Origin of the sequence: Mesobacillus sp. (assembly GCF_047739415.1) — a bacterium.
Lineage (GTDB): Bacteria > Bacillota > Bacilli > Bacillales > Cytobacillaceae > Mesobacillus.
Genome location: NZ_JBIQOE010000131.1, coordinates 1 through 19629, shown reverse-complemented (window position 1 = coordinate 19629; position 19629 = coordinate 1). Strand labels below are relative to the sequence as shown.

22 protein-coding genes and 1 pseudogene are annotated in these 19629 nt (G+C 42.9%); 14 read left to right on the top strand and 9 right to left on the bottom strand.

The genetic code is table 11. The annotated features are described in order from the left end of the window. The first annotated feature begins 4 nt into the window (after positions 1-4). The 5 genes from ACH0QE_RS10370 to ACH0QE_RS10350 are packed head-to-tail and all read left to right on the top strand — an operon-like array spanning position 5 to position 3308. Positions 5-682, top strand: coding sequence for a hypothetical protein (locus ACH0QE_RS10370; protein WP_415800610.1), 678 nt, complete (start codon positions 5-7; stop codon positions 680-682). 14 nt (positions 683-696) lie between these two features. After that, on the top strand, positions 697-927 hold the full coding sequence (locus ACH0QE_RS10365; protein WP_031307999.1) for a 4Fe-4S binding protein: 231 nt from the start codon (positions 697-699) through the stop codon (positions 925-927). A gap of 16 nt (positions 928-943) precedes the next feature. Next, complete coding sequence (locus ACH0QE_RS10360; RefSeq protein ID WP_415800609.1) at positions 944-2008, top strand: 3-methyl-2-oxobutanoate dehydrogenase subunit VorB; 1065 nt, start codon at positions 944-946, stop codon at positions 2006-2008. After that, on the top strand, positions 2005-2763 hold the full coding sequence (locus tag ACH0QE_RS10355) for a thiamine pyrophosphate-dependent enzyme (protein WP_415800608.1): 759 nt from the start codon (positions 2005-2007) through the stop codon (positions 2761-2763). The genes ACH0QE_RS10360 and ACH0QE_RS10355 overlap by 4 nt, the downstream gene beginning before the upstream one ends. Beyond that, the gene (locus ACH0QE_RS10350; RefSeq protein ID WP_415800607.1) at positions 2763-3308 is read left to right on the top strand and encodes a 2-oxoacid:acceptor oxidoreductase family protein; all 546 of its coding nucleotides are present in this window, start codon (positions 2763-2765) and stop codon (positions 3306-3308) included. The genes ACH0QE_RS10355 and ACH0QE_RS10350 overlap by 1 nt, the downstream gene beginning before the upstream one ends. 367 nt (positions 3309-3675) lie before the next feature. Here ACH0QE_RS10350 and ACH0QE_RS10345 read toward each other — a convergent pair whose 3' ends face one another. Continuing rightward, complete coding sequence (locus ACH0QE_RS10345; RefSeq protein ID WP_415800606.1) at positions 3676-4200, bottom strand: D-glycero-alpha-D-manno-heptose-1,7-bisphosphate 7-phosphatase; 525 nt, start codon at positions 4198-4200, stop codon at positions 3676-3678. Further along, positions 4197-4856 (bottom strand): DNA-3-methyladenine glycosylase, encoded by a 660-nt coding sequence (locus ACH0QE_RS10340; RefSeq protein WP_415800605.1) that lies wholly within the window; start codon positions 4854-4856, stop codon positions 4197-4199. Before ACH0QE_RS10340 ends, ACH0QE_RS10345 begins: the two co-directional genes overlap by 4 nt. Before the next feature lie 190 nt (positions 4857-5046). Between ACH0QE_RS10340 and ytvI the strand changes: the two genes are divergently transcribed. Beyond that, the gene (ytvI, locus tag ACH0QE_RS10335; RefSeq protein WP_415800604.1) at positions 5047-6078 is read left to right on the top strand and encodes a sporulation integral membrane protein YtvI; all 1032 of its coding nucleotides are present in this window, start codon (positions 5047-5049) and stop codon (positions 6076-6078) included. Positions 6079-6158: 80 nt separating this feature from the next. Then, positions 6159-6338, top strand: a complete 180-nt coding sequence (locus tag ACH0QE_RS10330) for an H-type small acid-soluble spore protein (RefSeq protein WP_102261668.1) — start codon at positions 6159-6161, stop codon at positions 6336-6338. Positions 6339-6352: 14 nt separating this feature from the next. Here the strand turns inward: ACH0QE_RS10330 and ACH0QE_RS10325 are convergent, their stop codons facing one another. Beyond that, positions 6353-7627 carry an ATP-binding protein gene (locus ACH0QE_RS10325; RefSeq protein ID WP_415800602.1) on the bottom strand — a complete coding sequence of 425 codons (1275 nt, stop codon included), beginning with the start codon at positions 7625-7627 and terminating at the stop codon, positions 6353-6355. Between the two features lie 392 nt (positions 7628-8019). Between ACH0QE_RS10325 and ACH0QE_RS10320 the strand changes: the two are divergent. Together ACH0QE_RS10320 and ACH0QE_RS10315 are read left to right on the top strand one after the other, a co-directional pair. Further along, positions 8020-8238, top strand: a pseudogene (locus tag ACH0QE_RS10320) (glutaredoxin domain-containing protein); the annotation flags it as partial. Positions 8239-8482: 244 nt separating this feature from the next. Continuing rightward, a complete protein-coding gene (locus tag ACH0QE_RS10315; protein WP_415800637.1) occupies positions 8483-9835 on the top strand; it encodes an L-cystine transporter in 1353 nt (450 codons plus the stop codon). A gap of 76 nt (positions 9836-9911) precedes the next feature. Here the strand turns inward: ACH0QE_RS10315 and ACH0QE_RS10310 are convergent, their stop codons facing one another. The 3 genes from ACH0QE_RS10310 to ACH0QE_RS10300 form a co-directional block, all read right to left on the bottom strand. After that, a complete protein-coding gene (locus ACH0QE_RS10310; RefSeq protein WP_415800601.1) occupies positions 9912-10487 on the bottom strand; it encodes a YitT family protein in 576 nt (191 codons plus the stop codon). A 103-nt stretch (positions 10488-10590) separates the two neighbouring features. Next, positions 10591-11892: an NCS2 family permease gene (locus tag ACH0QE_RS10305; RefSeq protein ID WP_415800600.1), complete on the bottom strand. Its 1302-nt coding sequence runs from the start codon at positions 11890-11892 to the stop codon at positions 10591-10593. 577 nt (positions 11893-12469) lie between these two features. Continuing rightward, positions 12470-14317 carry a dihydroorotate dehydrogenase gene (locus ACH0QE_RS10300; protein ID WP_415800599.1) on the bottom strand — a complete coding sequence of 616 codons (1848 nt, stop codon included), beginning with the start codon at positions 14315-14317 and terminating at the stop codon, positions 12470-12472. Positions 14318-14464: 147 nt separating this feature from the next. Here ACH0QE_RS10300 and ACH0QE_RS10295 point away from each other — a divergent pair, with 147 nt between their 5' ends. The 4 genes from ACH0QE_RS10295 to ACH0QE_RS10280 all read left to right on the top strand — a co-directional run bounded on the left by ACH0QE_RS10295 (position 14465) and on the right by ACH0QE_RS10280 (position 16976). Beyond that, complete coding sequence (locus ACH0QE_RS10295; protein ID WP_041968109.1) at positions 14465-14647, top strand: H-type small acid-soluble spore protein; 183 nt, start codon at positions 14465-14467, stop codon at positions 14645-14647. 159 nt (positions 14648-14806) lie between these two features. Next, positions 14807-15190: a DUF302 domain-containing protein gene (locus tag ACH0QE_RS10290; protein ID WP_415800598.1), complete on the top strand. Its 384-nt coding sequence runs from the start codon at positions 14807-14809 to the stop codon at positions 15188-15190. Between the two features lie 301 nt (positions 15191-15491). Next, on the top strand, positions 15492-16274 hold the full coding sequence (locus ACH0QE_RS10285) for an aldo/keto reductase (protein ID WP_415800636.1): 783 nt from the start codon (positions 15492-15494) through the stop codon (positions 16272-16274). A 447-nt stretch (positions 16275-16721) separates the two neighbouring features. After that, a complete protein-coding gene (locus ACH0QE_RS10280) occupies positions 16722-16976 on the top strand; it encodes a GlsB/YeaQ/YmgE family stress response membrane protein (RefSeq protein WP_180321290.1) in 255 nt (84 codons plus the stop codon). A 79-nt stretch (positions 16977-17055) separates the two neighbouring features. Here ACH0QE_RS10280 and ACH0QE_RS10275 read toward each other — a convergent pair whose 3' ends face one another. Beyond that, complete coding sequence (locus ACH0QE_RS10275; RefSeq protein ID WP_415800597.1) at positions 17056-17976, bottom strand: RluA family pseudouridine synthase; 921 nt, start codon at positions 17974-17976, stop codon at positions 17056-17058. 204 nt (positions 17977-18180) lie between these two features. Here ACH0QE_RS10275 and ACH0QE_RS10270 point away from each other — a divergent pair, with 204 nt between their 5' ends. Next, positions 18181-18579, top strand: coding sequence for a YhcU family protein (locus ACH0QE_RS10270; protein ID WP_102261683.1), 399 nt, complete (start codon positions 18181-18183; stop codon positions 18577-18579). Positions 18580-18646: 67 nt separating this feature from the next. On the opposite strand, the gene ACH0QE_RS10265 is transcribed toward ACH0QE_RS10270, so the two are convergent. Beyond that, positions 18647-19117: a thioredoxin family protein gene (locus ACH0QE_RS10265; RefSeq protein WP_415800596.1), complete on the bottom strand. Its 471-nt coding sequence runs from the start codon at positions 19115-19117 to the stop codon at positions 18647-18649. A gap of 1 nt (position 19118) precedes the next feature. Beyond that, on the bottom strand, positions 19119-19556 hold the full coding sequence (locus ACH0QE_RS10260; RefSeq protein WP_415800595.1) for a disulfide oxidoreductase: 438 nt from the start codon (positions 19554-19556) through the stop codon (positions 19119-19121). Positions 19557-19629: the final 73 nt, after the last annotated feature.

Genomic DNA, 19629 nt, shown 5'->3' with positions numbered 1-19629 from the left:
ACCGGTGAAGAAAGGGGCGGACATCACCATCGTTACCGGCCATTTTGGCAGCGGTAAAACAGAGATATCAGTTAATCTAGCACTCGAAGCAAGGAAAACAAATGCCAGGACAGCTGTTGCCGACCTGGACATCGTAAATCCATATTACCGTGCGAGGGACGCCAGGACGGTTTTGAACCAAAATGGAATTGAACTGATTGCACCTGCTGAAAGGCTTGCAGCCGCTGATTTACCGATTGTTCCGGGCGATATGAGCAGGGTGATCTATGACCCGGCGTATAAGCTGATCGTCGATGCTGGAGGAGATAAAGATGGAGCTACGGCACTGGGGCGATTTTACAATGATTGGAAAGAAATGAAGCCCGAGGTGCTGTTTATATTGAATGCAAACCGTCCATATGTCAGTACTCTGCAGGGCGCGGTTGAGACATTGCAGAAAATCGAAAAAGCCTCCAGGCTGAAGGTCACAGGAATTATTAATAACTCAAATGTAGGATCCGAGACGACAATTCAGGATGTAGAAAAGGGATTAACTTTAAGCAAGGAACTGTCATATACACTGGGTATTCCTTTGATGAACACGATGGTGCCGCAGCATTTATCAGCTGAAATTGCCGGAATTGAGGCGGAGTCCCCAGTGAAAGTGATTTCGAGATATTTAAAATTACCATGGGAAATGTAAAGGAGGCAAAAGCGGTGGAGCAGAGAGTTGTTTTTAACGAGGAGACGTGTAAATCATGCAAGCTGTGCGTGAACGCTTGTCCGACCAATGTAATTTATCTTGCTGATTACTTGAATGAAAAAGGCTACCGTCCGGCAGTTGTGACAGACCAGGAAAATTGCATCAGTTGCGGCAAGTGTGCGCAAATGTGTCCGGATTCGGTGATCACTGTTTATAGGCCAGAAAAGGTAAGGAAATCTGTATAGCAAAGGAGATATGACAATGGGGAAAGTACTTATGAAGGGTAACGAGGTTATCGCGGAAGCTGCTGTCCATGCGGGCTGCAAATATTTTTTCGGCTATCCGATCACGCCGCAGAGTGAGCTCGTTGCCTATATGGCCAGACGGCTGCCCGAGGTTGGCGGGTTATTTTTACAGGCGGAAAGTGAAGTAGCAGCAATCAATATGGTATATGGCGCGGCTGGAACCGGTGCGCGTGTGATGACATCATCATCGAGTCCCGGATTCAGCCTGAAGCAGGAAGGAATCTCATACCTGGTTGGCGCAGAACTTCCTGCGCTGATTGTGAATGTCGTAAGGGGAGGACCCGGACTCGGAAATATACAGCCTGCGCAATCGGACTATTTCCAGGTGACAAAAGGAGGAGGCCATGGTGATTACCATACACCTGTCCTTGCTCCATCGACGCTTCAGGAGATCATTGACCTGACAGAAGCCGCATTTGACATCGCTGATAAATATCGTACTCCGGTCATTTTACTTGGAGACGGAATGCTAGGACAGATGATGGAACCGGTTGAGTTCAAGGAATTGAGCGAAAGGGAGCCGGAACAAAAGGAATGGGCTACCACCGGAACACGCGGCGATGGGAAACCAAGAATTATCTCCTCACTCGAATTGAATGCCGATGCACTTGAAAAAAGGAATGAACATTTACAGAAGAAATTCGCCATGATTAAACAAAATGAAGTGAGATACGAAACATTTGAAATTGAAGATGCTGACTACATCGTAACTGCTTATGGTACAGCCGCAAGAATTGCCATGAACGCGATTAATAAAGCGCGGAAAGACGGTCTGAAAATTGGGATGATCCGGCCGATCACGCTTTGGCCATTCCCTGAGCAGCCTTTTATTGACACGCGTGACAGGGTGAAGGGCTATCATTCAGTCGAGATGAGCGCAGGCCAAATGGTGGAGGACGTCAGGCTTGCTGTCGAAGGCAGGGCCCCTGTTTCATTCTTTGGGCGCACTGGCGGCGTCGTTCCTACCCAGGAAGAAATATACGATCAAATCATCAAACTGGCAGGGGGTGTCGAGGTATGACCATGAAGACCGTGTTTGAGAAAACATCTGGGTTGACTGATAACCAGACGCACTATTGTCCCGGCTGTACGCATGGAATCATTCACAGGATGGTTGGCGAAGTTCTTGAAGAAATGGGGATTCTGGAGGATACAGTTGGGGTCGCTTCCGTCGGATGCTCTGTGCTGTCCTATGAATATTTCAATTGTGATATGACCCAGGCTGCACATGGCAGGGCCCCGGCTGTCGCGACAGGTATTAAGCGCGTCCTGCCTGACCGGTTTGTTTTTACCTACCAGGGCGATGGCGATCTTGCATCGATTGGGATTGCTGAGGCTGTCCACGCCGCTGCAAGAGGTGAAAACATCACCGTTATTTTTGTGAATAATGCGATTTATGGAATGACTGGAGGACAAATGGCACCGACAACATTGGTTGGTCAGAAAACGGCGACGACTCCATTCGGCAGGGATGCGAGCATCCAGGGACTGCCAATTCGTGTGAGTGAGATGTTGTCAACTCTGGATGGAACAGCCTATATCGAACGAGTTTCGACGCATGATGTGCCGAACATCCTTAAAGCGAAGAAAGCGATTCGTAAAGCATTTGAAACACAGAAGCAGGGACTTGGTTTCTCGATGGTCGAAATTCTGTCCAGCTGTCCGACCAACTGGGGACTTGATCCAAATGAATCTCTTGATTGGATTAAGGACAATATGGTGCCTGCCTATCCTCTTGGTGTGTATAAGGATTCAAAGAAGGGGGATGATCGCTGATGGAGGAAATTTTAATAGCGGGCTTTGGCGGTCAGGGAGTCATGTCGATGGGCCAGTTGATTGCCTATGCAGGGATGACTGAAGGGAAGTTTGTATCATGGCTGCCATCCTACGGACCAGAGCAGCGCGGTGGTACCGCCAACTGTGCAGTCGTCGTCAGTGAAGAACAGGTAGGTTCACCTCTTGTTTCAAGGCCGACGACAGCGATTGTGCTGAATAACCCTTCATATGAAAAATTTGAACCGATGGTCAGGGCAGGCGGGTTATTAGTAGTGAACTCATCTTTGATTTCAAAAATGTCAGCTAGGACCGATATAAGAGTTTTAAATATCGATGCAACCGACAAGGCGAACGAGCTCGGCAATCCAAAAATCGCGAACATGGTCCTGCTAGGAGCCTTCCTTGAAGAAACGGGGATATTGTCCGATGAATCAATTTTGGAAGCATTGAAAAAAGTGCTTTCACCGGAAAAGCACTCTCTATTGGAAATCAATCGCCGGGCACTAGAAATGGGGCGATTACTATCTGAGGCTTCGGTGCATTAGGAGATATTGCACCCGAAAAGGGGAGCCAGCCAGGATTTCGGTCGCAGAACGCCTGAAGCTCCGCCCGAAAAGGGGAGCCAGCCACAATTTCGGTCGGAGAACGCCGGAGGTTACGTCCGAAAAGGGGAGCCAGCCAGGATTTCGGTCGCAGAACGCCTGAAGCTCCGCCCGAAAAGAGGAGCCAGCCACAATTTCGGTCGGAGAACGCCGGGGGTTGCGCCCGAAAAGGGGTACACATCAGGATTACTATTTGAATCACTCTAAGAAACGCTGTCGGCTAATCAAGGCAGCGTTTTTATTTTGCTATCAATTTAGTACTCTGGCTACAGCATTTGATTGAAGGATAATTACTTGTTTTTCATATTCCTTATTCCAAAAGCTTCAAAATTAACGGAACAGCAGCCTTGAGTGTAGGAGCTTGTTCATCGGCTCCTGTTTCTTCGTTCCCTATAAAGACAGTTTTGCAGCCTGCTTTTTTGCCGGCTTCAATATCTCGCTCGTGATCGCCGACCATAACGCTGCCAGAAAGGTCGATATCATGCCTGTTGGCAAGGTCAAGAAGCATTCCGGCATTTGGTTTGCGGCATTCACAGCCTGCCTTTGGTTTGTGTGGGCAGTAGGCAACTTCCTTGATATGGCCGCCATGTTCCCTGATCAACTTTACCATGTGGTCATGGATTTCGTGCAGGCGCTTTTCCTTCAGGAATCCAAGTCCGACTCCTCCCTGATTGGTGACCACAAAAATTTCATAGCCAGCCTTGCTTAATTCTGCAACTGCTTCTGCTGCGCCCTCAAGGAGATACAAGTCTTCAGGACGGTTAACGAATTTTACCCGATGAGATAATACTTCATTGAGTACTCCATCCCTGTCTAAAAATATTGCTTTCTTCATTTTGTTCCTCCGTTTGTCCTTTCATCTTTTAAAACTATTATCTTCTCGGCTTTCTGATGGCGTGATACATAGCGATTGCCGGTGATCCAAAAACGCCATGGATAATCTCTTGCTTCTCCGGAATTGTCGATGCCGATCCTCTTGCCTGAAGAAATGCTCTCAGGTAAAAAACCTTGCGAGATGAAAAGTGGCTTCTCTGTTAAGGGATGCCCGTAATCGAATGTATTTATGCCCATTGCTTTAGTAAGTTTTCCAGGTCCATTGGTTAGATTGGCTGATGCCGGCATGCCTCTTCGCTCAACCATTAAATGTATTCCTTCAACTGGTTCGATGGCCCTGATCAAAACTGCCTCTGGATTGTCTTTCTCACCACTGACAACATTGAAGAGTGTATGGGTGTGCATAACATAAGTATAGGCCAAACCTGCTTCATGGAACATGATCTCTGTCCTTTTCGTCCTGCGATTATTATAGCTGTGAGCCGCTTTGTCCAATGGTCCGACATAGGCTTCAGTCTCCACAATTATTCCCGCGGCTGTTCCTTCTTCAGTTTCATTCACTAATATGCACCCCAGGAGCGATACCGCCAATTCTAGGGTAGGCTGCTGATAGAATTTACTGTCAAGTGCCTGGAAAGTATCACATTGGTCTGACATAAAACCTCCTAATAACCCTTTTTAACCTTTATACCCTGCAGCTGAAAGAGTCATCCATTATTTTTACCCAAAATACCTAGGATTTTTTTCAAAAATACCTAGTGAAAAAAATAGCGGATAAACCAAAGATGGTTTATAGTATTTCTAAAGGTCTGACAGTTTTAATTTCCATAAGGGGAGTATCAATTATATGTGGAAAAAATGGGTTTGGATTGCAGTGATTGCTGCAGTCATTTTTTTCCTTGTTCCATATAGCCTTCCGCTCATTTTTGCTGTGTTAACAGCAGTCATGCTCGAAGGAATGGTTCAATGGATTATGAAAAGATTTTCATTCAGGCGTCTTCAGGCTGTGATCGGAGTATTTATCAGCTATGTGCTTCTGTTAGGTGTTATTGGATATAACCTGGTTTCAATCATCGCCCATCAAGCGGTATCATTATCTGAGCGAACTCCTACATTCGTAAGGGACATTTACAGAACAGCGATTCTTCCTTTAATGGGCAAGTGGGAATTCTATTCAAAAAACTTCCCGGGAGAAGTCATTGACCAGATTGAAGCAACGATTGAAAAGAATATAAATACGCTTGATTCGTTCCTGCAGCAACTCATTGCAGGCATAATCAATTTGCTGACAGCCATACCAGGTTTCATGATTGAGTTTCTTGTTTATCTTATTGCGTTATTTTTGTTCAGTCTTGAACTTCCTAATCTAAAAATGAAGCTGGAATCCCATTTGAAGGAACAAACGAGGCAGAAGGTTTTCCTGGTTGGAAGCCAGTTGAACAAGGCAGGAATAGGTTTTTTAAAAGCCCAGGTTATCCTCAGTATGGTCACCTTTATTATGGCCATGGCAGGTTTGAGCATACTTGGGGTTAAATACACAGGACTGCTCTCATTGTTGATTGTCATTGTCGATATCCTGCCGATTCTCGGAACTGGTTCAGTCTTAGTGCCCTGGGCAGTGATTACAATTCTGCAGGATAATCATTTTCTGGGAATTGGACTAATTATTTTGTTCCTGGTCATCACTGTTGTCCGAAGAGTGATCGAGCCAAAGATATATTCATCAAACCTTGGCATCTCGCCCCTGGCCTCTTTGATCAGCATGTATATTGGACTTAAACTACTCGGGCTTTCCGGGATTTTTATCGGTCCAATTGTCGTGATTATCTACGACACTTTAAGAAAAGCAAATGTGATCAGGCTGAATTTCAAGATTTAATTTTCAGGCCGCTTTTTTTTGGATAGCAGCACATGATTAAGCATAAATTATGTTTGTTACCAAGAAGGAGGAAATCAGGAATGAATATAGGCCGCGCAAAAGAAATTGTTGAGTCAGCAGATATGATTAATGTAACTTATGATGGGACACCAATTATCATCCAGCATGTTGATGAGAAGACCAAAATGGCGAGGATTTATTCAAAGTCAGAACCCGATGTAGAAAGAGACGTACCAGTCTTGAATTTAATAGAGGAATAGAAAAACGGGAGAATCTACGTCTCCCGTTTTTCTATGTTATAAAGCGGTAATGTGATCTTGAATTGAGTGCCTTCGTTAAGTTTGCTTTTAACGTCTACCGTACCGCTCATTTCGTGGATGATCTTATTAACGACCATCATGCCCAGCCCGGTGCCTTTTTCTGCCTTGGTTGAAAAGTAAGGTTCCCCGATTTTCGCTAATTGCTGTGGAGACATGCCGCATCCTGTATCTTTGATCGTGATGGATACATGGTTATTGGCCATCTCGCGGCAGATGATCACCAGGTCACCGCCGTTTGGCATAGCTTCAATACCGTTTTTGATGATATTGAGTATACATTGATGGAATTTGGCGGCTTCACCGGCGACATTCATTCCCGCCATCAAATCCCTTTTTATATTTACCGAAAAATGATTTGCATAAGGAAGGATGAGCTCAAGTGCTTTCTCGATTTCTTCCTTTACACATATGGATGAATCCATTTTTGATTGTGGTTTGGCGAAATTTAGATAATCCTTGATGATTGTTTCTGCACGGTCGAGTTCATCAATTGCAGTATTCAAATAATAGAGCCTCTTTTTTTCTTCGATGGATGGGTCCTTGAGCATTTGCAGAAATCCGCGTGTGACCGTAAGAGGGTTACGCACCTCATGACTGACACTCGCAGCCAATTGGGACACGACTTCAATCTTATCAGACTTGATTACAGCATTATGTAAATGATAGTTTTGCCTCATGATTTCAATATAATAAGTGACAATAAAAATTCCGCCGGAAAGGGTCAGACCGTATAAGAGCATGAATTGAAAATTAGACAAGTCGTCAAACACCGCCGCCTTCATCAGGAAAATGAGAACGGTATAAGATAAAGCGACCGCCACAACAGTATATAGTTTCCTGGATAGAGGGAATGCCCGGAACTTACTGGACAGATAAACGATTAAAACAGTGATGGTGAGCATGTTGAAAAAGTTAATCCATACCCCGTTGCCGCCAAAAGGAATTCTTGCGGCTACAACAGTGATGAAAAGCATAATGCTGACAACCGGACCGCCATACAGGCCCCCGACAACAACGGGGATCAATCGGAGGTCGAAGATGAAATCAGGACTGCCAATCACCGTAAAAGACATACAGAACAGAATTTGAATTCCGCCCAGTATAATAATGAAGAGTTTGGCGTATTTGCTATATAAATTTGCAAATTTGTTTACGATAATGTATTGGAACACGAATGAAGAAAACAGGATGAAGATTAGATTCAATACAAGAACAGTTAATTGGTTCATAGTCTTAATCCCCAGTCGACAAGGAGCACCCTGCTCCATTAAAGAATAGTTTCGCAATAAAGACAAATTATTCAAATATATTACTTTTACTTTAACACAAAATTGATTCAAGTTGTTTTTATCATGACTATTTTTTTGCCATAGTTGCTAACGGGGAATGTTTTTGAACAAATAGGTTCTCTTGGCTCTTTTTGAGTTTACTTCGCTACTGGAAAAAGGCCTAAAAAGTCGTTATTTCTCAAGTATGGTTTACTGAATGTCCAGGCGGATTATTGGATGGCTGTCAGTACTTGGCGATATACTATTTTTACAAAAACTGCAGAGGAGGCAATATAATGGCCAGAAACTCATTAACACTTTTCACGCGGCCGATGTGAACGGATTGCCAGGAAGCGAAGGAGTTTCTTTCGCAAAAAAATGTACCATATGAAGAAATCAATGTTCAGGGAGAGCCTGAAAAGGAGAAAAAGCTAAAAGAATTAACAGGCACTGTAATTGTTCCTGCGTTTATTTTTACGAGCACCAAGTTCTTGTTCATGAAGGATAAAAAAGTATTGATCGGCTTTGAAAATAATAGAAGTGAAATCGAAAGGCTTGCTGGAAGTTTATAATTGAAATACTAAATGACAAAAAGCCATCGAAATGGATGGCTTTTTTTGTCGTTTAATAAAATTTTTAAGTGACATGGAACCATATTTATATTCATAAATTATAATATATAAATTTTTAATGGGGGAGGGTTATTATTTAATCCCGAGTTGACTTATCAGAATACATGTATTATATTATTCGAGAATGATAAATTAGGAGGGAAAGTCAGTGACTACTGGACTTGTTGTTTTAAATATTGCTGTTATGCTAGGCATAATCGCTGTTCTATTTTACATGCAAAAGAAACATGTATCATTTTCTAAACGAGTATTCATTGCACTGGGAATCGGGATTGTATTCGGTTTTGCATTGCAATTCATTTATGGAGCCGGATCTGAGGTCATTACGAGAAGTACTGACTGGTTCTCGGTAGTAGGAAGCGGCTATGTAAAGTTCCTGCAAATGATCGTTATGCCGCTAGTATTTATATCGATTTTGGCTGCTTTCACGAAGCTGAAGCTGACAAATAATATCGGTAAAATCAGTACACTGATTCTCGGCTTGCTGGTTGGCACAACAGCTGTTGCCGCCGCGGTTGGGATCGCTACTGCAGTTGGCTTCGACCTTGAAGCTGTTCAGATCACACAGGGTGAGGCAGAGCAAGCACGTGCTGAGAAGCTTGAGGAAACGTATGGTGGAATTGAAGGCCGTACAATGCCACAGCAAATTCTTGATCTCTTGCCAGCCAATCCATTTCTTGACTTCACTGGGGCACGCCCGACGTCTACAATATCTGTCGTGATTTTCGCTGCATTCTTAGGAATCGCATTTCTTGGAGTCAGAAGGAAGTCTCCTGACCAGGCAGAGCTTTTTGCTAAAATCGTCGATGCTTTTTATGCAGTCATCATGAGAGTGGTCACGCTGATCCTTCGCCTGACTCCATATGGAGTTCTTGCCATTATGACAAAGACTGTTGCCTTAAGTGATTTCGACGCAATCTTGAAACTGGGTAAATTCGTAGCTGCTTCATATGTTGCTCTTGCCATTATGTTCATTATCCACTTGTTATTATTGACGATTGCTGGATTGAATCCAGTCACTTATATTAAAAAAGCATTTCCTGTTCTCGCGTTTGCTTTTACATCAAGAACGAGTGCTGGGGCATTGCCTTTAAATATTAAAACACAGCGTTCGCTTGGCGTTCCAGAAGGCATTGCGAACTTTGCCGGCTCCTTCGGGTTATCCATCGGACAAAATGGCTGTGCCGGGATTTATCCTGCGATGCTGGCAGTCATGATTGCACCGTCAGTAGGTGTTGACCCATTGACACCATCCTTCATCGCAACCGTGATCGCTATCGTAGCCATCAGCTCCTTCGGTGTTGCCGGTGTTGGGGGCGGAGCTACATTCGCAGCATTGCTTGTGCTCTCTGCATTGAACCTGCCAGTTGCTCTTGCAGGCTTGCTGATTTCAATCGAACCATTGATTGATATGGGACGCACAGCAGTAAATGTAAGCGGCTCGATGACTTCAGGTATCCTGACAAGCAGAATCACCAAAGAAATAGATGCGACTGTTTATACAGACATGAATCAAAAAATCGAAGCAGAAGCTTAGAAAGAGTAAAATCCCGCCAAAGTCATTTTGGCGGGATTTTTTTAGATATGCAGGAAGCTATGATAAAAACATGGGTTTAAAGGATCGTCTCCCTCTTAATCACACATAATGCCGTCATCAATCCGACGCAAGTAATCGTAAGCAGTGAGTACATGAATTTTTCCATACCGATCACTTTTAATCCTGATAAAATCACTATACCATCAATAATAAAAATCAATATTCCAACGTTGATCGAAAGGAATTTATGAATCAATTGTGCGAGTAGATCCATTCCGCCTGTGCTGGTTTCGTAGCGGAGCATCAAGCCAATTCCGCAGCCAACAAGAATACCGCCCAAAATCGCGCTTGGCAAAATCCCTAAGTGAAGTCCTCGTTCAAGTGGGGAGAACAAGTCGATAAACAAGCTTGATGCCAACAAACCATGCAAGCTATGAAAAAAGTATTTTCTCTCCAGTATCCATGCCAGTAAGTATAGGGGGATACTTAGAACGATCATTGTTAAACCTGTAGGCCACCCATAAAAATAATGCACAATCAAGCCTATCCCAATCATTCCTCCGTCGAGAAGATGGTGGGGGACCAGAAATCCATTAACCCCTATTCCGAGTAACATACTGCCCACTAATACAGCGAGAATTTTTTCTGTCATCCATTATCACCAGCCTTGTCCCTCTCCCATTATTTCTATGTAGAATGGCAAGCGATAGAACAGATCATAAAAAAAAGAACCCGCTGTTTAGGCGGGTTCGAGTTTAGTGTGGCAAGAATGCAAGCTGGTAAAAGAACAGCACCGCAAAAACGTAAAGCAGCGGGTGAACATCACGCCATTGTCCTTTTACTACTTTCAGTAATGGATAGGAAATGAACCCAAGCGCGATGCCGGTTGCGATGCTTGATGTAAGTGGCATGCTCAAGATGATCAGGAAAGCAGGGAATGCTTCGTCAAGCTCATCCCAGCTAATTTGTGAAATACTGCCCATCATCAAGCTTCCGACAATGATCAGTGCCGGAGCGGTAATCGCCGACAATCCGGAAACTGCGCTGACAAGCGGTCCGAAGAAAGCAGCGGCGATAAAAAGACCGGCTACCGTTAGCGAAGTAAGACCAGTACGTCCTCCTGCAGCCACACCTGAAGATGATTCAATGTAAGCTGTCGTCGGGCTTGTCCCGAACATAGCACCAGCGGCAGTTGCGATCGAGTCAGACAGCAATGCTTCTCGTGCACGCGGCATTGAATTTCCTTTCATCAAGCCTGCCTGGTGGGCTACACCGATCATTGTTCCGGTAGTATCAAAGATTGTCACCAGGATAAAAGAAAAGACGACAGCGTATAAGCTGTTTTGTACGACATCCATCAATGCTGTCCATGGATTCAGGACAATCATGCCTTCAGGAAGTGATGGCATAGACATGAAACCTTCCTTGAAGTCCAATTGGCCTGTGAAGAAGGCGATCAATGCAGTAACGACCATTCCCAGGAACAGCGCTCCATTCACTTTAAGCACCATTAAGACAAGCGTGACCGCAAGGCCAATCAATGCCAGCAGTGCAGATGGGGAATGCAGATTCCCAAGGCCGACCAGGTTTGATGGGTGATCGGTGATGATTCCAGTAAGACGCAAACCGATAAAAGCAATAAAAAGTCCAATACCTGCGGTGATTCCGTGTTTTAAGTTGGCTGGAATTGCTTCAATCAACTTTTCACGGAATGGAGTCAGGGACAGGATGACAAATATTAAACCCGCGATGAAAACCGCAGCGAATGCAGTCTCATATGAAATGTTCTGGTTGTTGCCTACAACAGAATAGGCAAAGTAAGCGTTCAGCCCCATACCAGGAGCGATAGCGATTGGATAATTAGCAAACAAGGCCATCCACAACGTTCCGATAACCGCAGCAATGATTGTCGCTGTGAAAACTTGCTCAAAGGGAACGCCGGCATCAGCCAGGATGATAGGATTGACGACAACGATATAGACCATTGTGAAAAAGGTCGTTATACCGGCCAGCATTTCTGTTTTTACATTCGTGTTGTTCTCTTTTAATTTAAACATGAGTTCCTCCAAAAATACGAACGATTTTTAAACACAAATAATATAATATTCGTTTTTAGGATATTTTTCAAGGGGGAAAATAAAGAAATTCATATAATTTAGATCAGAGAGTTATTGTTAAAAGGTAAATAATATATGAGTTATATTGTTCCTTTATGCGAGAGAATCTATTAACAAAGGGTCCCGTTCTGGCGTAAAGATACCCTTATGCATCGAAATTCTCCTCGATAAGGGTACCGTTTTAAGTGAAAGATACCTTTATGCATCGGAATTCTACTCTATAAGGGTACCGTTCTAGGCAAAAGATACCCTTATGCATGGGAATTCTCCTCGATAAGGGCACCGTTCTAGGCGAAAGATACCCTTATGCACGGAAATTTTACTCTATAAGGGTACCGTTCTAGGCGAAAGATACCCTTAAGCATCGGAATTCTCCTCGATAAGGGTACCGAACGACCTTAAAGTTAACCATACATACAGTTTTCATATAGTTATGGGGAACGTAACAAGCAGGAATCATAAATCTCCCAAAAAATAAGCTGGCAGAGATGAAAAAAGACTGCAGACAAGGAACCATTTACAGGTTTTGGCTGCAGCCTCTAAAATCACCTTTATTAAAATAATCTCTCGTCAGGAACAAGCCTCCAATGTAAAGCGCTAATGCGAAATAAGCCGGCAGCAGGTGGATAAAATCAATGTAACCTATATAGAAGTGGGTGAAAATTCCTGCTGTAAAAGCGGGTATTCCTCCGATCAGGAAGGTCCTCCAAACCCAGGCAGATCCTTCATGGAATCCCCATAGCGACAGCGTTAATACAAGTAAACCAACACTGAAGAGTGCGCTCCCAAAGCCTGCGCGATCGTGCGCAATGACGGGTATTAGTTTTTCGTTTAGCGCATTCAGTTGGTCTGGTGTCATGCAGATATATTTCAGGTCAGTATCAACAAACACATATGTCGCACCAATTGTCGATATGACAATCCCTCCGAGCACAAAGGAGAAACCGAGGATGACAAACATTAGCTGGCCATACACTGCTTTCTTCCAGGATGAATGGTTTGTGCGGTTTTTGGATGAAGGCGATTGATTTGCTGAGCGTGTTTTTATGTAACCCATGATGTAAAAAGGAAGCAAAACGAGCCAGAACAAACCGTGCAGCCAGTCGAAATAACCGAATCCGAGAAAAAGCATGATTCCCAGGAATCCAGTAATCGCCCCGATATTGAATGCTTTCCTTGCCCAGTGGATTCGATAGCGGATGCCGTGACGCGCAAGCTGCATATAGATGAAGCCCCCAGAAATCATCGTACCGGCAAGTGTCATCCTGTCATGTGACATAAATTTATAAAGATTGGGATTATAGGCCATCAATTCAAGCCTGGTCATTTGCATGAATGCTTCATCATAGAAGAGGATGACCTTCGTGAAACTGAAGAATAAGATCACGGCTCCACCTAGCAGGATGAATAGTCCGAATAGCCAATACCAGATCCAGCCAGGAAGTTCTTTCCTCTCGTCTCCCAGTTTGTCTAGGAGGGCTTCATTGATTCTTTTTGGCAACCCCGGACCTGTGGCGATATAGCCCCCTGATAAAAAGACTAGCTCCGCACCTGCCTCAAAGAGGGCGAGCGCATCGGCGGGTTCAGCAACGCCTCCAGAGGTAACGGCTGGTAAATCAATTTCATTTTTTATAATGTTCAGAGCATGTATTATTCCATCTGTTTGCTGGAGTGGCAAGACCTGTTTTCCGGCTGTTAACTCCCGATCTTCTTCAATCATAATTCCGTCCACAATCTGACTGGCTGAATTAAGCTTCAAAAGATTGTCAGCAACAGTAGAATTCCTGATAGCTAAAAGGACAGGCTTGTCTTCTAGAACCGTTTTTATATGTTTGAGATCATCGATGATTTCTATTGAATCAATTTCAATTATGAAAGCATCGCCTACATCTTTTAAATACTCAGCAATGATTTGCGGTTCCTCTAGCCGAATCATTACAGGCACTGTCCGTGGCTTTATTAGTTTGTTTTTCGTGGCGGAATGTCCAATTGTCTCGGCATATTCAGGCAGGATCAAGGCATCTTTTGTTTTTGAAAGACATGCTGCTGTTTCAGGCTCTCTCGGAAATTTGGTGATGGGACCAACTTCAATTGCACCAAAGCCAAGATTCGGGAAGGCTTCAACCCCGGATAATTGCGGGTCAATCTTCCCGCTTAATCCAACCGGGCTACTGAATTGAAGTCCAAACAGATTGCGGTGCAATTTTTCCGAGGGAGACATATGCCCAAGAAACTCGATGAAAGATCTTCCCCCTGGAAACATTGCGATGGTGGACATCCCACGGTGGATGAATTCCCGTCCTGCATTTCCGGGCAAAATGGACAGCCATGGTTTAAATAATGGGTGATATGACCAATCAGGCATAATGACCTCCTGAATTTATACGTTACTTTTATTCTATCGTAATTTACCAAATTTGTGGCATTTAGGCATATATAATTCTCCAGAGCGAATAAAAAGAAATGCTTCTAGCTAAAATAGTGGAGAAAATTAGATTGCGGAGGTAGTAATATGGATTTGAATCGAGTAAGGCAAATACTGTCATCGTCTGCAGAAATAGATGTGATTTATAATGGTGCATCCGTGTGGATTGACCATCTGAATGAGGACGGACGCACTGCCACTGTCCATCTGCGTGGGCCATTGGAAGAAAGGACAACTGTGGAGATTTCTGAGCTGCAGGAAAGATCTTAAGCAACTAGGAGAAAGTACCTCCTTATATGAGTGTGCTTACCGCCGGAATGCAAAATAGTGTACGGCGGTTTTTTCCTATGGCACAATATTTATAATACCTATAGTGGTTTATCTGCTATGAAAGAGAGGTATTTTTTAAAATCGAAAGGAGAGATGAACATGTTCCATCATACGATTGAAGTGGACAAGTCAATGAATGAAGCAGTATCAGCACTTGAGGCAAGCTTGAAAGATGAGAAATTCGGTGTCCTTTGGTCTCTGAATATGAAGGAAACATTAGCTGGTAAAGGCGTGGAACTTGATGGTGATTATATCATCCTTGAGGTGTGCAATCCGCATGAAGCAAAAAGAGTACTTGAAAAGAACCCCATCGTAAGCTATTTTCTCCCTTGCAAAATTGTAGTATATAAAGATAATGGTACAACCAAGGTCGGACTTCCAAAGCCAACTGAACTGATTAAATTTGTGGAAAATGAAGATTTGCAAGCAATTGCAGCGGACATTGAAAAAAGGCTGATCGGTGCAATTGACAATATTAAATAATTTCAAACAACATGAAGTCCGGGGTTTTGTCCCGGGCTTTTTTTTGCGTTTGAAAAAAAAGATAAGCCCATTTTTTAAAAATGTATTGTCCGGCTGTTTAGGACAAATTTTTGCCGGGAACTTAAAGATTAATCAAAACAGAAAATTTCGGCCGATGAGCCGTTTATATAGATTTAGCGGCTGTCAGATTGGCAGCCGTTTTGATTTGTATTCAAGTTTATAGAGGAATAGAATGAATTTAAAAGGAGGAGAATTCACGGTGAGCATTTTTGATACAATTGAATTACATAACGGAGTGAAAATGCCGGCTTTTGGCCTCGGTGTCTATAAAGTCGAGGAAGGTGAACAACTCGAAAAAACGATTCATACTGCGCTTGATCTTGGCTACCGGCTAATAGATACAGCCTCTTTTTACAAGAATGAAGAGGGTGTTGGTCAGGGCATCCGAAACAGCGGCATTCCAAGGGAAGAGTTGTTTATCACAACGAAGGTCTGGAATTCAGAGCAGGGCTATGAAAATACTTTGAAGGCCTTCGATGACAGCATGGAGAGATTAGGGCTGGATTATCTGGATCTATATCTCGTCCACTGGCCTGTAAAAGGGAAATATTTAGACACGTGGCGCGCTCTTGAAGAATTGTATCGCAAAGGCAGGGTGAAGGCGATAGGCGTCAGCAATTTTAAAATACATCATTTAAAAGACCTTCTGAGCCATGCTGCTGAAAAGCCGGTTATTAACCAGGTAGAGCTTCATCCATTGTTGTCCCAGGTCGAACTGCGGGGCTTTTGTCAGCAAAATGACATCAAAGTAGAAGCATGGTCACCATTATCCAGAGGGAGATTCCTTGATGAACCTATACTCGGGAAGATTGCTGCGCAGCACGGCAAGACCCCTGCACAGGTCATTTTAAGATGGCACCTGCAAAATCAAATTATCCCGATTCCTAAATCAGTCACACCGACAAGGTTAAAAGAAAACGCAGACATTTTTGATTTCCAGCTCAGTCAAAAGGATATGGACGAGATAAATGAACTTAACAAGGACCAGCGTTTTGGGGCAGACCCTGACCATATTGATTTTTGAAGCAGATAAAAAAGCATCCGATCATGAAGCTTAAAAATGAAATTTTTTCACAAAAACGGACTGAATTCTAATCAGTCCGTTTTTTATTTTGCGAAATGGATACATTAAAAGAAAGAGAATACTGCGTGATAACTGTTAAAGGCTAAATTATCACCGGGAAGGTTTTAAAATAATCTGTGGGTGGTAATGTAGGTGTACAAGCAGAACACAACAAGAATCAACATCTTAGAATACTGCTTGTTAAACTGCAGAACCCCTTGGTTTAACACCATAGGATATGAGGTAATATAAAGTTAGAGCAAGCTGTTTAGCTCCCGGGAAGCAATGAAAATCAGCATAGCTAATTTTACATCACTGCAGTTTGAACTCTTTAAAAGGGTGTAAAACCCCTTAGCACTATTACTACTTGTAAAATACATCTATATTTTAAGGAGGAAAAATATTATGATGAGTTTTCTTTGGGCATTAATTATTGGTGGTATTATTGGTTGGTTAGCAGGATTGATCTTGGGTAGAGATATTCCTGGCGGCATCATCGGTAACATCATCGCTGGTTTCGTAGGTGCTTGGATTGGACAAGCAATCTTAGGGGACTGGGGACCAGTAGTTGCTGACTTTGCGATTGTTCCGGCATTGATTGGTGCGATTGCATTAGTATTCATCGTCAGCCTTGTAATGAAGAGCATGCGTAAAGCTGACTAATAGAAAAAATCCTTCCGGCTTCGGAAGGATTTTTTTTTGTGAATTTATAAGCGGATTCATAAGCATAGCTGAGGAAATTTTAAATCTCATACGGATCAATATTAATAAATATCGGTGATTGGTCGATAAAAGGTGCGTGGCAGATTATTTTTTCCTGTGTAAACGGATGGGTGAATTCCATTTTCACAGCATGCAACGCTTGCCTGTAAAATGTATCGCTTCCTCCGTAGAGGCTGTCTCCAGCCAGAGGGTGCCCAATAGCGCTGAAATGCACCCGGATTTGATGGGTCCTGCCGGTATCCAGAATACATTGGACAAGGGTGAGATCTTTCTGTTTCATTTGATCCAGTACTTTAAAGTGGGTGATGGCCTGCTGGCCTGTTTCCGAAACTCTTCTTCTTGTTGGATGATGACGGTCACGGCCGATTGGTTTATTGATGGTTCCTTTTTTCTGTCTGATGATCCCGTCAGCCAATGCCAAATATGTTCTTTTAATGGTACGTTCCTCTAGCATTTTATCAAGAATAGCTGTGATAAGCGGGTTTTTGGCAAATAGCATTGCACCCGTCGTCTCCCGGTCGAGCCTGTGAATATGACGGGGGCGGGTAATCTCTCCATTTGACTGCATATGGAAAGCAGCTGCGTTAGCCAGAGTGCCACCCTGGCCATTCTCATTTGGATGAGTATCCATTCCGGCAGGCTTATTAAATACGATCAGATGGTCATCCTCATAGATGATATCAGCATTCAAGTATTCAGGGATGACGGTAATCTCTTCTTCAGTAAAAAGCTTCATGCTTAAGCGGTCGTTCTTTTTGAGGGAATGTGTCCAATCAGGAACATGTCCGTTAATCAGAACGTTCTTTTCCATCCTTAAAAGATGGACCAATTTTTTCGGAGCTTTCCAGAATTCCTTGAAAAGTGTTTCAAGAGTGTGCCTTTCCCATTCAGCGGGAATGACAAGTTCAGTCCATTCGCCTTTTTTGTTAGTGTGAATCATAATTGTCTCCTGACTTGTTAATTTAGATTTAATTTTGATTTATGAAAAAGTCTTATATAAAACTCGTTTGCATTTAATAGGAATCTGTCATCTTTTACCGCATGCATGGTCATAATTACCACCCAGAAAAATGGAATGGATATGTTATTCTAGGTATATATATTACGAATAGATTACAAAGGGTTAAAAAAGGTGGGTCGATCATTGAAAATTGTTTTTGCGTCTACTCCCGGACAAGAAGAGAAAGTAGTAGAACTGGCAAGGTATTTTTATACTGATATTTTTCCATTGTACTTTTCAGATGAAGACATTCATGAATTTGAAAGGCTTGAAGTATTACATACAAGGCCCGAGCAGTTCGAGAGATTCAGTACACTTGGAGATGCTTTCCAGGTAATCACAAGCATGCAGACATTGATCTCTATTTTGGAGTCTGGCCATATTCCTGAAAAATATCAGTCGATGTTCCGTAAAAATGTCCAAACATTGACAGACTATGGAATCTGTTTCCCATTTAATTACAGTCAGTTTTCTGACTCCAAGCATGTCCATCTAGATTATATCAGTACCTATACGAAAGCCGCCAATAGACTGTTACTTTAAGAGCGAGAAACATTAAAAGCAAATCTAAATGAAATGAAAACGCCTGCGAATCGCAGGCGTTTTGACGTTATTTTAATGTATTTTCATTGAACCAATTTTCGAAAGTCGGTTCTTCCTGGTAGCCAACGATCCTGTTGACCTCTTTTCCATCCTTGTACTGTACAATTGTTGGAGTCGATTCGATGCCATAATCATTCCAGCCTTGTTCAAACTCTAAAAGGTTATATTGCACAAGATCAACACCCATATCCTTTGCTAGAGGTGCAACAATAGGAGTGGTGCGAACGCAGTGAGGGCAGGTTGGACTGTGGAAATACACGGTAACATCCTCACCGTTTTCAATTTTTTTATCCAGCTCTTCAGGCAGGATGATATTTTGATAGTTCGGATCATCCAGCTGTTTGACTGTTTCAGGGTGAAGTGTATCTTTCCCGTATGGATTTCCCTCAGCTTTTTCCTCATTTTGCGCTTTATTTAGAAAAAATAATGCTGCGAATAATCCAATGATAATTAATAGAAAAACAATGACTTTTTTCAATTTACTCTTCCTCCTTAGATTTCTTCCAGATCATCAGGCTTAATGAAAAAATAATGATAAATGCAGTTAAAGCCAGGAATGGGATTGAGATAAAACCAAACCAATTGATATATTGGCCTGTACAAGGCACTCTCCCGCAAGTATCAGCGTTGTCAGCCATGAATGGCACCTTTTGCAATGAATAATGATACAGTGATATTAACCCGCCGACAGCTGCCATAATCATCGTATAAAAGGAAATCTTATAATCTTTTTTGACAACAGCGATTCCCAGTATCAAGGCAAAAGGATACATCAGGATTCGCTGATACCAGCATAGCAGACAAGGCTCATACTGCCAGATTTCCGAGAAATACAAACTGCCGAACATGGCGATAATCGATGTAGCCCAAGCAGCAAATAAATACGACTCCCTCGAATCTTTTTTCGTCTCTTTCAAGCTAATCTCCCCTAAGCTATGTAATCTCTATTTAAACATTCTTTATAAAAGAAACAACTATCTCTCATTACAT